The organism is uncultured Brachyspira sp. (genome assembly GCF_949287625.1).
Lineage (GTDB): Bacteria > Spirochaetota > Brachyspiria > Brachyspirales > Brachyspiraceae > Brachyspira.
This window is the reverse complement of sequence record NZ_CASEGO010000089.1, coordinates 1-14,082: the sequence shown is the minus strand read 5'-3', so window position 1 is coordinate 14,082 and position 14,082 is coordinate 1. Positions and strand designations below refer to the sequence as shown.

The following is a 14,082-nucleotide window of genomic DNA, read 5'->3' as shown; positions in this document are numbered from 1 at the left end:
TTCCCATACCGAACACAGCAGTGAAGGGCCCCATCGCCGAATGTACTTAGTGAAGATAACACTTGGGAGACTAGGGCGCCGCCAAAGCTTAAAGATATTTAGAGCTGTCTAAAATTGACAGCTCTTTTTTTATTAAACCATTTAGAGAGTGGAAAGAGCAAACTACCCATTCAACGGGTAGTGATGATTTATATATTATGTCTTTTTAGCTCATACACCATTGTTTAAAAATTTATTTGACTATATACTATTTATATTTAAGTTATTTTTATATTAGATGAATTTCAGTAGATGACAAAGTCTTATAAAAAAATATCCTTATCTAGTTCAAGTCACATCAAACTATAATAGCAACGAGATTTTAAGACACCATAGAATATATCACTTTAAAGGCTTTTTATACCTTGATTATTATATATGCGGGTAATAAGTTACAGTAATTAGATGAATTTCAGTATTAGATAATATCCAAAAAAGTTCGCAATTTTGTTTATAAGTAATAAAGAATTTTATTATCATCGTGCCACTTAATTTAATATTTTTCAGTTAATATCTATAATTCATTTTGGATATCTATTATTCCAAAAATTCAATCACAAGCATTTTATAAGAATTGTTTTTTGCTATATTTTGCTTTGAATACAGAAATAATTGAGATAAATACACCTATTATGCTTTTTGGGTGAAATAGAAAGGAAAAAACAGCTTTAGAGTTTTTGAAAAAATAATAAATTTTATTAATTGGTATAATAAACGATTACTTTTAAAACTTTATGGTGGCTGAATAGTATTATTTATTACAAAATTATATTTGACATTAATAATTTTAATTAATCTGTAATATTCTGATTAACTTCTCTTGGCTTATTATTTGTTTCCAAAACGCATAACCCTTTCTTTAAATTCAGGTACTGTTAATAAATTAATAATTTTTAGAATAGGTATTATCAAAAATTTTTTGATTGTTCTAACTTGGGGAAGACTTGACTCCCCCCCCCCCCCATATGATAAAATACAGCAAAAAAAAATTTATTGGTAATAAAAAGAAAAAATATTTAGTGAATATTAATAATGAGATATTGTGCTTAACAAATTATTTCAAAAGATTTTGTGCAAATAATATATATATTATTTTGACTGCGGTAATAACAGCTATATTATTTAATAGTATAGATATTTTCACAGTTAAATTTGGGATTGACAGTGAGTTTTATGCAATAAATGGAATGAAAGATTATGTTAGAACAAACCGCTTTGGAAGTGTTTTTTTATACTATGTATTTCCATTTGCAAAATATCATATTATTTCTCAGTTAATTGGAATAACAGCATTAGTTTTTGCAGCAGCATTAACTATTGCAAATTATAAATATATTTCAAATACTGCAAAATGTATGTATGTAGTAATGCTTATTACATATCCTTGTTTTTCTTATCTGCAGTATTTTTATTTTCAATCTGCTTATAATTTTATTGGTTTTTTGTTTGTAATAGCAGCTTTTCAAATCATTAAAAGTAGATGGAGTTTTCCATTCATATTTTTGTCAATTGTTCTGTTATTTATTGGTATATCATCATATCAGGCAAATTTTTCAGTTTTTTTAACTGTTATGATGATTAATATTATTTTAGATTTTATAAACAGAAATAATATTAAAGATAATGTAAATCTAGCTGTTAAAAGTATTACTGTATTAACTATATCAACAATTATTTATATTATTTTTATCTATATTTTTGCAGCAGGTTTTGGAGAATATCACTCTAATATGATTGGCTGGAATACTGATTATATGCATACAATCCTTTCTATTATGAAACTTATATTGATAAATGAAATAACATATAAAATTATTTTTTTTATAGTTGTGTGTCTTTATTGTTTTTTTAAATTCAATAGTTTTAAGGATAGAATATATTTTATTGTATTATCAATTATGTTTTTATTAGCAGTATATTCTTTAAATATTTTGCTTTTCAATGATTTATTAGTAATGAGAGCTCGCTTTTCTTCTGCTTTTTTAGGTCCATTTGTAATATTATTAATGTATATTTTTTTTGAAAAGAATACATTTATTAAATATCTTCTTTATGTATTTGCATTTTCTGTTGTTATTATTAATGGTTCAAATATTGTAGAAAAACAATCTTCATATGTTATTGGATATGAACAGGATAAGATGATTTCATTTGACATAATAAACCGAATATATAGTAAATATCCAGATGTATACGATGCAAAATATAATGTTATTTTTTATGGTAATTTACAGCACAATAACCATCCTTTGAGAGTTTCATCAGATATGTTTCAAGCATCTTTTTATTCAGCAGATGGTGGTAATACTGATAGAATATTAAGTTTTATGAAAATATTGGGATTGAATATGAATGTTAATAAATATGATATAGATAGATATGACAAAGATATGCTTGATTTTATAGACACAATGCCAGTATATCCACACAATAATTCCATACAGCTTTATGGAAATACTGTCATTATCAAACTAAGATAAAATTCAGTAATTTCATTTACATAATAATTTATTTAAAAATATTGGTTGAGCAGTAAATAGATAAAACATTATGGATAAATTGAGACTGTATAAAAAGAGCAAAAATAAGTTTTTTATTATATAATGATAGAGTATTATAAGTAAACAGATATGGCAGGAAATAATAAGTATGAACACAAATGTGTAATGATGGAAAGCAGGCATCAACTTATATTGAATTTGTCATTGGAATATGATATAAAATTAGCTAATATTATTTAATAGATGTTAAAACACCTGTTAAGATGGATTTTTGTCCTGTTTAGGTTACAACTATAAAGAAGTAATATAAAATACTCAAAAAATATAGCATAAAATGGTTTTAGAAAAAAATATTAGAAATAAAAAAATATTAGTAGAATGTGTAAAATCAAGACTATATATTGTTTTTGTTAGAACTAATAGAAGCAGAAGTAAAAATCAAATTAAATACCAGTAAGGATGGGCATAATAAAGAACAAACAGATTATAGGAGTGGTTGCAAAACAAGACAATTAATACAAAGCTGGATGCTGAAAAAAATGATTTGAACTTATCCAAAAATTTGAACTAAGCTAGTGAAAGCCATATTCTTGAAAGAGTAAAGCTAACAAAATCTCTTAACTGCTGATAAGTTGTATATGTATAATTGTTTAAATTTTCATAGATTAAAAAGATTTGTATGCTTTAAGATTCTTCGGCTTATTCTCAAAATAGACAAGGTTTTAATAGGATAAATAATTGATAAATAACAAGCATATATTATACTGACGAGCGAATTTTGCGAGGATATGTTTTTCTAAGCGAGTAGAGAACAAGTTAAAAAATAACTAAACTCTTAGGTGAAGTATCTAAAACATATATAAGGTAAATTATAAAAATGCTTATTATTGACTAAATAATCTTATATGGCTTTTTTAAATTTTTGGGTAAGTCATATTCAGAATTTATTGAAAAACTGCTAAAAAATAAATATAGATTTATTGATACAAGTAATATTTTAGTAGATGGGCTAAACCGCAGTTAGATTGAAAACCTATTAAAATAATATGAATAAAATTATAAAATAATTATCAACATATCTTTAATTGTAATATTTCATATTAGTTATGCATTAAATTTTAAATTTATATTATTTACTATTTACAAATTTATATTTTTAGTGCAATATCTACTGAAAATTTAATTTATGGAGTATAGGATTAATGAGCATTTCAAATATTTTAAATACTAGAAAGCCGTCTATTTCTTTTGAGTTTTTTCCGCCTAAAACTTTAGCAATAGAAAAAGTGCTTTTTGATACTATAGATTCTTTACAAGAAGAAAATGCAGATTTTTCATCAGTTACTTTTGGAGCAGGCGGCTCTACTGCTGATAAAACTTTTGACTGGATAAATTATATTAAAGATACATGCAAATATGAAACAATGATGCATATTACATGTGTTGGTTTTGATAAAGTTACACTTGATAATATTTTAGAAAAGCTAGAAAATGCAGGTATAGAAAATGTACTTGCACTTCGCGGTGATATACCAAAAGGCAGCGACTTAAAGCAGGGCGATTTTAAATATGCTTCTGATTTAGTAAGCTATATTGCCAATCGTGGTAAATTCTGTATAGGTGTGGCAGGCTATCCAGAAAAACACCCAGAATCACCAAGTATAGAAAAAGATATAGAGATGCTGAAATATAAAGTAGATATGGGAGCATCTTTTATAATTACTCAGTTATTTTTTGATAATGAGTATTTTTACAGGTTTAGAGAGCGTGCAGAAAAAGCAGGCATAAAAGTTCCTATAGTGGCAGGAATAATGCCTATTGTAAATTTTTCTCAGATAGAAAGGTTTAAAGTAATGTGCTCAAGCCATATACCTGAACATTTAATAAAATCAATGGAAGGCAAAAGCGAAGAAGATATTACATCTATTGGTATAGATTATGCGGTTAACCAGTGCGAAGATTTAGTTAAAAATCAGGTGGCAGGGCTTCATTTTTATACATTAAACAGGTCCCATGCTACAAAACGCATATTAGATAAACTTCATTTCTTATAAGATATAATAAAAAAAGGGCTTCTTAAAAGCCCTTTTTTAATATTTTAATATATGTAATTAACTTATTCTTCTTAAATTTATTACAAATAGAATAATCACAACACCTATGATTATCATCGCAATACCAAGCACAAGGCTGATATAGACAGAAACTATTTTAGGAACGGCAGCAATTAAAAGAGCTAAAAGGATACCAATAATACCGCCAGCCATTAAAGACTTCCATGCAGGATAAGTTCTTTTTTTCCATTCAATTGCTGTAACAACTGCAGTAACACTTTTTAATGCTATCCAGAAACCTACTAATAAAGGCAGCAGATTTTCAAGAGCAGACTGGCTGCTTAAAAGCATAATACCAAGTATAATAGAGATGCCGCCTTCTATTAAGTAGTATACAGAACCTTTAAAATCACGCAGACTTATAAATAAAAATATATTTGTAAGTCCTGAAACAATCATTAATATACTTATCATTATAGCAAATGCAGTCATTGTGCCTGCAGGGTTCATTATAATAATTACGCCAAATATTATAATAAGCACTGAAAATATAATGCTTGCTAAATAGCTGGAACTAGACATAATATCTCCTTAAAAGTGGTATGAAAACCCAATAGTATATTTAAGCTGCTGCATATCAAGTGAGTCTGATACACTGCCAACACCTGTTAAATCTAAGTTAAATTTAGGGTTTTGAGCATAAGTATATCTAAACTCAAAAAATGCACCCCATCTGCCGTCTTTTGTAAAAAGATATTCAGCACCGGCAAATGCGTCAAACCCTATTAACTGGCTGTTTTGTGTAAAATCACTGTAATAAACGCCATTATTTGTACCGTCAGAAATATTAAATGTGGCAAAGTTATATGAAATACCAATACCAATCCATGCATTAACTATGTTTGATGATGTCATATATGCAAGATTTAAAGCAATAGGTGCCATATGGGCTTTACCTTTTATATTCTGATTTTTAGTAGTGAAATCACCGCCAATATAGTCAGCACTAAAGCCGATAGAGAAATTACCCCAGAAGTCATTTAATATATTATAATATACCAAGCCGCCGCCGCCCGGAGCTAAATCGCCCCAGGCATTAGAAATTCTGTCTGTTAAATTACCAGTAATGGCTACCATACCATGCCTTTTTGCATAGCCGTAGTTATATGGTTTATCGGTTCTGTCATCAGCAAAAGCAAAACTGCATGCAAATGATAAAATAATAATTACTAACAATATTTTTTTCATTTGTATGTTTAGTCCTCAATTAAATCTGTAGGGTCTATTGGATACTGACCAGTAAAGCATGCAAAGCAGAAGTTATTATCAATAAGCACTTTTTTCATACCTTCAAGGGAAATATATCCAAGAGAATCAGCCCCTATAAATTTTCTAATTTCTTCTTCTGTATGTGTATTAGATATAAGTTCTTTTTTAGTAGGTGTATCTATTCCATAATAGCAAGGGTAGCTTGTAGGTGGAGCAGATATTCTCATATGTATTTCTTTTGCTCCAGCATCTCGCAGAAGTTTTACTATTTTTTTACTGGTAGTTCCGCGGACGATAGAATCATCAACAACAACTATTCTTTTACCGCTAATAAGGTTTCTAACAGGGTTAAGTTTTATTCTAACACCAAAATCACGGATATTTTGTGATGGTTCAATAAAAGTTCTGCCTACATAGTGGTTTCTGATAATACCAAGTTCAAAAGGTATTTTGCTTTCTTCAGAATAGCCTATTGTTGCAGTAATACCAGAGTCTGGCACAGGTATAACAATATCTGCATCTACTGGACATTCTTTTGCAAGCATTCTTCCAAAGCCTTTACGCACTTCATAAACAGACTGACCAAACATAAAAGAGTCAGGTCTTGCAAAATATACATGTTCAAAAACGCATGGTGCAGGGTGTTCTAATTTACCATTAGGAAAATAAGATTTTACACCGCTTGCATCAACAACAACCATTTCACCAGGTTCAACTTCTCTGACAAAGTGGGCATCAATTAAATCAAGAGCAACGGTTTCGCTGACAAATACATATCCGTCTTTCATCATACCCATAGCAAGTGGGCGGACACCGTGTGGGTCGCGCATAGCAATAAGTTTATTATCAGCCATAAATACCATAGAGTATGAGCCAGTTATTTGAGTCATAACATTTGAAAGGGCTGTAATTAAGTCTTCATTTTTTAGTCTTTTAGCAAGCAGATGCATAATAGTTTCAGAATCTGTTCCAGTAGAGAAGATTGCACCGTCTTGTATAAGCTGTTTACGGATTTTAAAAGCATTTACTAAGTTACCATTATAAGCAAGAGCACAATCACCTATTGGCAGTTCTGCTATAACTGGTTGAAGATTTCTTGCTGAAAAAATACCGTCAGTAGGGTATCTGTTATGACCTATGGCTATTTTGCCAGGTAATTTTTTAAGACGCTTTTTTGTATAAACATCAGCAACTAAACCTTCTCTTTTTTCTGAATGAATATGGTCGCCGTCATATGCTGCAATACCAGTACCCTGCTGTCCTCTATGCTGCAGAGCATATAAGCATAAGTAAACTAGATTAGCAGCCTCATGGTTGCCATATATGCCGGCTATTGCACATTCATCATTAAATTTATCGCTACCTGCAATCATTATAACACCTTTATAATTATTTGATTTACTTATATAACATAAGAGAATATAAATGTCATTAAATTTTATAAAAAATAATTGCTTTTTTTCATATTTAGTAGTACAAATTTGAAAAATAATAATTAAAAACAGTATAAAGAAATCTATGGTGTTTTATGGCACTTATTAAAAATAAAAAATTTGCATTAACATTATTTTGTATAGTTGCCTTATATTCCACATGGGGTGTTGTCTATCTTAGTATAAAGTTTGCTCTTGTTTCTTTTCCTCCAGTTTTACTTTCAAGTATCAGATATATTTCTGCAGGCTCTATATTTTTGCTTTGGTCATTTTTTATTAAAAAAGATAGAAAACTGCCTACAAAATCACAGTTTATTACTATTTTCTTTGCATCATGTATGATGATAGTTATAGGTGGTGCTTTTTTAAATATTTCAGGACTTTATATTAATTCTGGTACAATAGCTCTTATTATGGGCTCTATACCTTTATGGATGGTAATTGTCAGCTGGCTTATAGGTTATGATAAAAAGCCTTCTGCATCAGTATTTGTCGGCTTAATTGGTGGTTTTATTGGTGTTGGTGTGCTTGCAGTATCAACAGGGATTACAGGCGGCTCTAATGCAGTATTAGGTATTATCACTATATTTATATCTATGGCTGGCTGGGTATCAGGTTCTATCTATTTAAAACGCAGACATTCAGATATGAATATGATAAAAAGCCTTGGTTTTCAAATGGTTACTGGCGGTTTAGTTATGTTTGTCATCTCTTTTTTAATAGGGGAGTGGACTGGTTTTCATCTTTCAGAAGTTACTTTAAAAGCATTTTTAAGCACTCTGCATTTAATATTTTTTGGTTCTATTGTAGGTTATACATGTTATGTATGGCTTTTATATAATACACCAACTCATATTGCCATATCTTATGCTTATGCAGAGCCTGTTGTAGCAGTTATTGTGGGTGCTTTATTTGGCGGCGAACCTATAAACCATATTACTATATTTGCTTGTGTTTTTATTATAATTTCTGTATTTTTTGTAATAAGAGATAAAAAAGAAAATTAATAAAAATTTTTTTGAACTAAATATAATTATCTATGTCATTCACTATATAAGAGGGATAAAATGAGTGATGCACAGGTTATTGAACAAGTTTTAGAGGGCGATACAGGTGCCTTTGAAATTTTAATATTAAAATATCAGTCGCAGATATTTTATTCTGCTATGAATATAGTTAAAAATAAAGAATATGCGGAAGATATTTGTCAGGATGCTTTTTTAAAAGCATATGAAAAACTTGATACTTTACAAGACAGGGAGCATTTTTACCCATGGTTAAAACGCATAGCTGTTAATCTTTCTCTTAACCACTATGAAAGAGATAAAAGAATAGTGGATATGGAAGATGAAGAAAGCGATGTGGACTATTTTGAAAGATTAACTACTGGCGAATGTCCTGAAGATTACATTATTAAAGACGAGCTTAAAAAGTATGTTAAGTTTTTTGTAGATGCGCTGCCTGACAGGCTTCGTAATGTTATTATTCTTCGTGAAGTAGAAGATTTAAGTTATGAAGAAATAGCAGAGATGTTGAATATACCTTTGGGCACTGTCCGAAGCAGGCTTTTTAATGCAAGGCAGATAATTAAAGAAAGACTTATTAAACAAGGCCTTACAGATGAAGCATTTGCGGAGGCAAAATAAAATGGAGCGTAATATGAAACAAGAATGTGTGGATATTAAACCTCTTTTATATGCTTATATTGATAATGAGCTGACAAGTGAGCAAAGTAGTATTGTTACAAGCCATATTTCTGAATGTGAAAGCTGTAAAGCACAGCTTGCTTCAATGTATAGAGTGCGTGATATGGTAAAATCAGTTTATGCACCAAAAGAAGATATAGATTTATCTAAAAAAATAATGGCAAATATTAAATTTAATAATAAATATGCTAAAAAACAAACTGCTCAAGTAAAAGAAAATATAGAAGAAAAAACTGCAGTTATAAATGAAAAAACAAAACAGTCTTTACCAAAAATGGTTGCAGGTAAAGTGTTATATATTGCAGTGGCAGCTGCTGCCATAGTGTTTGCTATTGGTGCAACTGTAACATATTTTGAAAAATCTAACCCAGTGTCTGTTGAAATGGCAAACCAGACTTATAATAATTTTGAAGATTATGTTTTAGAACATTATACAAATTCTTATGCTGGTCCATCAGCTCAGGCATCGGTGATTTCGGTAAATTTTGAAAAATGATTCGACTTATTCTCTCCATAATATTGCTTTTATCAGCAGCTGTAAATGTTTTTGCTGCTGATAAGGCAGTTGTCTTTAAATGTTTAAATAAGGACAGGTATGAAGTTTATTTAAATATGCAGGATGATTATTTTGCAGATACTTCTATGCTTGGCTCTATTTCCCGCCAGCTTTTAAGAGGTTTCTTTTCAATAGACAGGATACCAGCAAAATATTATAATGTTGAAAAAATGGATAATATTTCATTTTTTGGTTTTGATATAACTCAATATACAGTTATCCCAAAAGATAAGGACAGATTTAAGCAGATTTTATGGCTTGATAATAACGAACATATAGTAAAGTTAGAAGTATATGACCATGTAAATACATTAATGTTTGCCTTCAGCGGCTTTGATTATATGACTGGTGCACTGCACGGCCGTCACCATGAAGGTATGGGTCGCGGTATGGGCAGAGGCAGAGGTATGGGCATGGGACGCGGCATGGGGCAGATGAGAGAAGGTCCTAATGATTTACGCGGAAATATAGAAGGTAAATATAAGTTTTGGGATACGCCCGAATTTTATCATGGTTTCAGGCACTTTCATACAACTGTATTTAATAGATATGTTTTTGATTTATCATTTGAAGACGGCATTAACAGATTTTCTGTATTTATAAAACCAGCTAACAGACCAGTAGAGCCTGTAAGTACAATAGTTTATGGCAACTACTTATTCAGCAGAATAATTGATGATGTAGAATACACAGTATATGGCACTGTATCTTTTGGATTTATGGAGGATATAGTAAATATTATCCATGGAAATATAAAACAGGTAATAGATACTGCATCTGAGGGTGGTATTTTAACATCAGAAATTTATAATAAAAAATGATACCTTTCAAGGAGGAATTTTCATTAATGAAGAAATTATATTTAACAGCGATGCTTGTTTTAGCTTTTACGGTAAATGCTTTTGCAATACCTACAAGTTTTTCACCTGTTGTAAAAAAGGCAGCACCTAGTGTTGTTAATATAAGCACAACAAAAACAGTAACTCGTCAAATTGACCCATTTTTTCAAGACTTTTTTGGTGGTATGTTTGGCGGCAATAATCCATTTGGCTTTGGTAACGGTGGTCCACAGAAATATAAATCTACAGCATTAGGCTCTGGGTTTATTATTGATAGAGACGGTTATATAGTTACAAATAACCATGTAATAGAAGGGGCAGATGAAATTGTTATTAAACTTCAAGATGACAGAGAGTTTAAAGCAGAGATTATTGGTACAGACCCGCTTACAGATTTAGCACTTTTAAAAATAGATACAAAAGGTGCAAATATTACACCTATTTTATTAGGTGATTCTGATGAAGCAGAGATTGGCGACTGGGTTGTAGCTATTGGTAACCCACTTGGTCTTGGCGGCACAGTAACTGCAGGTATTTTATCAGCAAAAGGCAGAGTTTTAGGTGACGGACCTTATGATAACTTTATCCAGACAGATGTATCTATTAACCCAGGTAACTCTGGAGGTCCGCTTATAAATATGGACGGGGAAGTTATAGGTATTAACACAGCGATTATACAGTCAGCTCAAGGTCTTGGTTTTGCTGTGCCTGTAAATATGCTTAAAAATATTCTTCCTAAACTTAAAAAAGACGGTAAAGTATCAAGAGGCTGGGTTGGTATTGTTATGCAGCCACTTGATGAACAGCTTGCAGCATCATTCGGTTTATCAGATACTAAAGGTGTATTAATAGCAGATGTAACAAAAGGCGAGCCGGGAGATAAAGCAGGTCTTAAAGCTGGTGATGTTATTATTGCAGTTGACGGTAAACAGGCACAAACTTCAAGAGAGCTTGCCGGCATTATTGGTTCAAAAAGTCCAAATGAAAGAGTAGTTTTAACAATTATTCGTGACGGCAAAAGGCAGAATCTTACTGTGAAATTAGGCGAAAGACCTGGTAATAACCAAATTGCATCAAATTATTATGGTGCTCAGCCAAAACAAAGAAGTGGTGATATAGTTGTAAAAGATATTGACCCACAGCAGGCTAGAAATTTAGGTATATCTAATGGTGTAGTTATTACAAGCCTTAATGAAGATACTCAAGCCTATAAAAAAGGCTTAAGAGAAGGCCATGTGATAGTTCTTTTAAATAATAAGGCTGTAAATAATGCAAATGATTTTTACAGAATATATGATAAAATGAAAAAAGGTGATTTAATGGCTGTAAAAGTTGTATCACCTAACGGTTCAAACTTTATAGCATTCGCAAAATCAGAATAATTTTATTACCTGTTTTTAGCAGGTAATTTATTAGAACTAATATAAACTTAATTTACTGCACTTATTTTATATAAGTGCAGTTTTTTTTATTGTAAATTCTATTAATTTTCTATATCAATATTTACTGGTTATTTAAGACATATCATTATTTTTTATTTTATGTAAATAAAAGTATATCAATATGTTAGAATAATATATTTATAATAAATGTTATTATAATATTATATAATATATAAAATAGTAACATTTTTTTTAAATACTTTTACTTGACAATCAACAAATTTAATATATATAATTATTCACTAACACAAAAGGTGTAATATGTCAGAAAATACTCAGTTACAGACTTTACTTTATCCAGTATTAGAAGATGATGTTATTATGTGCCCCCATGGCGGCAAGGTTCAGTTAAAATCAGTTAAAGGCAAACCATTTAAAAGCGATGGTGTGCCTATTATCTTAGAGCCTGATATGCAGAATGCTTTAATATCTGGCTGCACTAACAGCATATTAGGTGTGCCTGCCCCATGCACAATGGTTGTAAATATTCCCCCTGCAGCATTAAGTTTAAAAACATTAAATGGCGAAAAAGCCGTTATGCAGGACTATGTAAGCCTTATAATGACAGATAAAGGGTTTCCTTTACAAATTATTCCAAAGCCTAATAAATGGAAGCTGGCTTATTCTGCCCCGCAGGCAGACAGCGGAAATGGTGAAAGCAGCGAAAGTGAAAAGGAAGAGTATGAGTATATTTTTCATGTTCGTTACTGTTTAAGTAAATCATACCCTGATATAATAAATGGAGCATATTATATTAAGATATATAATTCATCTGTGGAAAATCAGGGTGCAGAAAGTAAAGAATATCAGTTTAGAGAGTCTGATTATGATAACCCTTATAAAATATCACTTGGCAAGGTAAAAGAAAGCGATACAGGCATATACAGCGAGCTTTTAGACTATTTAAAGGAAACATATACAGAAGATATTTATTCATATAAAGCCATATCATTAGAAATTGGTGCAAACATTTTTGAATACATATTTTTAATTCCTAAAAATAAAAAGTATGAGTCATCATTTGGTTTTTTAGAAACTGGTGAAACATTCAGCCGAATGTATGAAAATGAAGATGAAGAAACAAATCTACCTGTTATCACAAAAATATATAAAGCAAGCAGAATGTTTGAAGAGATTAATCTAGTTATCAGTTAGGGTGTTGTATGGATAGTAAAGACAGTAAGAAGAATTTTAAAGAATGTTTATGCATTGCACCCCAAACAAATACATATCAATGTGATTTTTATTCTAAAAATGGCTTTACTATATGCAGCAATAAAGTTAATTCTGAAACAGAAAATATTATCAAAGAGATAAAACATATAAAAGAAGATAATATATATTTAATTTTAGAAAATCTTAATATTTTAGAGAAAAAGTCATTTTATGAAACCATATTAAAAAAGAATAAAAATATAAAAATAAAAACCAATAATTCTTTATTTTTAGAAACTCTATGCAGCATCAAAAATAATAATGTACAATATAATCAAGCAGCCAATTTTCTTACTTTACAAATACCATTAAATCATATTTTATTAATAAGAAATACTGATATTGATATTTTATCAGTTTTAAAAAATAATAATTTAAAAAATGGTAACTTTATCAAATTAGAAATAGAAATAATCAAATCTTTCTCTGTATTAGATAAGTTCCGTGCTAATTTATTAGAAACTGCTAAAGAGCAGTCACCAAATAATATATTATTAAAAGAAACAAATGACAGACTATCAGTAAATATAGATGCTTTATGTAAGGACTTATCAGTAATTATACATGAATTTTATATACAATATAAGGAATATCTTTCAACCAATAATCTTATTAATAAAATAAATAAATACGGCGAGCAGGAAATTCATAGTTATATCCAAGAAAATATAAAGCCAGCTATGAAAAAAATAGAAAGTTATATATTAAGCTATACCGAAAAAAAAGATAAATTTTTATTTGCTAAATTGATTTTTGGTTCAATTATGTTTATGGTAGATTTAATTATAATTGGTTTAGGTGTTGCAACTACTCCAATGGGTGTAGGTCCATTATTAATATCATTAGGCATTGCTAAATTATCTTACACATCTTCTATATTAGACATTTACACAAGTGATAAAGAAACATATAAAGAACAAGAAGAAATAAATAATTTAGGCTCTTGACTAGTATCTTTTATGTAGATATAAGAAAAGAGTATGAAATACAATAGGTTAAGCAAATATAAGATAAAAAAAATTATTAAA

At 29.7% G+C, this 14,082-nt stretch carries 12 protein-coding genes; 9 read left to right on the top strand and 3 right to left on the bottom strand.

Annotated elements, in window-relative coordinates; genetic code table 11:
- Positions 1-1,004: 1,004 nt before the first annotated feature.
- Positions 1,005-2,519 (top strand): glucosyltransferase domain-containing protein, encoded by a 1,515-nt coding sequence (locus tag Q1X91_RS11985; RefSeq protein ID WP_300757759.1) that lies wholly within the window; start codon positions 1,005-1,007, stop codon positions 2,517-2,519.
- 1,223 nt (positions 2,520-3,742) lie between these two features.
- Positions 3,743-4,594, top strand: a complete 852-nt coding sequence (gene metF / locus Q1X91_RS11980) for a methylenetetrahydrofolate reductase [NAD(P)H] (protein WP_300757756.1) — start codon at positions 3,743-3,745, stop codon at positions 4,592-4,594.
- 57 nt (positions 4,595-4,651) lie between these two features.
- On the opposite strand, the gene Q1X91_RS11975 is transcribed toward metF, so the two are convergent.
- The 3 genes from Q1X91_RS11975 to purF are packed head-to-tail and all read right to left on the bottom strand — an operon-like array spanning position 4,652 to position 7,236.
- Positions 4,652-5,176: a DUF308 domain-containing protein gene (locus Q1X91_RS11975; protein WP_300757754.1), complete on the bottom strand. Its 525-nt coding sequence runs from the start codon at positions 5,174-5,176 to the stop codon at positions 4,652-4,654.
- A 9-nt stretch (positions 5,177-5,185) separates the two neighbouring features.
- Entirely contained in the window at positions 5,186-5,842 is a 657-nt protein-coding gene (locus Q1X91_RS11970) for a hypothetical protein (RefSeq protein ID WP_300757752.1), read from the bottom strand.
- An 8-nt stretch (positions 5,843-5,850) separates the two neighbouring features.
- On the bottom strand, positions 5,851-7,236 hold the full coding sequence (gene purF, locus Q1X91_RS11965; protein WP_300757749.1) for an amidophosphoribosyltransferase: 1,386 nt from the start codon (positions 7,234-7,236) through the stop codon (positions 5,851-5,853).
- 155 nt (positions 7,237-7,391) lie between these two features.
- Between purF and Q1X91_RS11960 the strand changes: the two genes are divergently transcribed.
- The 7 genes from Q1X91_RS11960 to Q1X91_RS11930 all read left to right on the top strand — a co-directional run bounded on the left by Q1X91_RS11960 (position 7,392) and on the right by Q1X91_RS11930 (position 14,001).
- The gene (locus Q1X91_RS11960) at positions 7,392-8,303 is read left to right on the top strand and encodes an EamA family transporter (protein WP_300757746.1); all 912 of its coding nucleotides are present in this window, start codon (positions 7,392-7,394) and stop codon (positions 8,301-8,303) included.
- Positions 8,304-8,363: 60 nt separating this feature from the next.
- Positions 8,364-8,942, top strand: coding sequence for a sigma-70 family RNA polymerase sigma factor (locus Q1X91_RS11955; RefSeq protein WP_300757743.1), 579 nt, complete (start codon positions 8,364-8,366; stop codon positions 8,940-8,942).
- A 13-nt stretch (positions 8,943-8,955) separates the two neighbouring features.
- Positions 8,956-9,498 carry an anti-sigma factor gene (locus tag Q1X91_RS11950; RefSeq protein ID WP_300757740.1) on the top strand — a complete coding sequence of 181 codons (543 nt, stop codon included), beginning with the start codon at positions 8,956-8,958 and terminating at the stop codon, positions 9,496-9,498.
- The gene (locus tag Q1X91_RS11945) at positions 9,495-10,379 is read left to right on the top strand and encodes a sigma-E factor regulatory protein RseB domain-containing protein (protein WP_300757734.1); all 885 of its coding nucleotides are present in this window, start codon (positions 9,495-9,497) and stop codon (positions 10,377-10,379) included. Before Q1X91_RS11950 ends, Q1X91_RS11945 begins: the two co-directional genes overlap by 4 nt.
- Positions 10,380-10,405: 26 nt before the next feature.
- Entirely contained in the window at positions 10,406-11,779 is a 1,374-nt protein-coding gene (locus Q1X91_RS11940) for a DegQ family serine endoprotease (RefSeq protein WP_300757731.1), read from the top strand.
- A gap of 321 nt (positions 11,780-12,100) precedes the next feature.
- Positions 12,101-12,994 (top strand): hypothetical protein, encoded by an 894-nt coding sequence (locus Q1X91_RS11935; protein WP_300757728.1) that lies wholly within the window; start codon positions 12,101-12,103, stop codon positions 12,992-12,994.
- Between the two features lie 8 nt (positions 12,995-13,002).
- Complete coding sequence (locus Q1X91_RS11930; protein WP_300757725.1) at positions 13,003-14,001, top strand: hypothetical protein; 999 nt, start codon at positions 13,003-13,005, stop codon at positions 13,999-14,001.
- Positions 14,002-14,082 lie beyond the last annotated feature (81 nt).

Coding starts and splice junctions, on each gene's coding strand:
- Q1X91_RS11985 (WP_300757759.1), top strand. CDS start 1,005: ATGATAAAATACAGCAAAAAAAAATTTATTGGTAATAAAAAGAAAAAA.
- metF (WP_300757756.1), top strand. CDS start 3,743: ATGAGCATTTCAAATATTTTAAATACTAGAAAGCCGTCTATTTCTTTT.
- Q1X91_RS11975 (WP_300757754.1), bottom strand. CDS start 5,176: ATGTCTAGTTCCAGCTATTTAGCAAGCATTATATTTTCAGTGCTTATT.
- Q1X91_RS11970 (WP_300757752.1), bottom strand. CDS start 5,842: ATGAAAAAAATATTGTTAGTAATTATTATTTTATCATTTGCATGCAGT.
- purF (WP_300757749.1), bottom strand. CDS start 7,236: ATGATTGCAGGTAGCGATAAATTTAATGATGAATGTGCAATAGCCGGC.
- Q1X91_RS11960 (WP_300757746.1), top strand. CDS start 7,392: ATGGCACTTATTAAAAATAAAAAATTTGCATTAACATTATTTTGTATA.
- Q1X91_RS11955 (WP_300757743.1), top strand. CDS start 8,364: ATGAGTGATGCACAGGTTATTGAACAAGTTTTAGAGGGCGATACAGGT.
- Q1X91_RS11950 (WP_300757740.1), top strand. CDS start 8,956: ATGAAACAAGAATGTGTGGATATTAAACCTCTTTTATATGCTTATATT.
- Q1X91_RS11945 (WP_300757734.1), top strand. CDS start 9,495: ATGATTCGACTTATTCTCTCCATAATATTGCTTTTATCAGCAGCTGTA.
- Q1X91_RS11940 (WP_300757731.1), top strand. CDS start 10,406: ATGAAGAAATTATATTTAACAGCGATGCTTGTTTTAGCTTTTACGGTA.
- Q1X91_RS11935 (WP_300757728.1), top strand. CDS start 12,101: ATGTCAGAAAATACTCAGTTACAGACTTTACTTTATCCAGTATTAGAA.
- Q1X91_RS11930 (WP_300757725.1), top strand. CDS start 13,003: ATGGATAGTAAAGACAGTAAGAAGAATTTTAAAGAATGTTTATGCATT.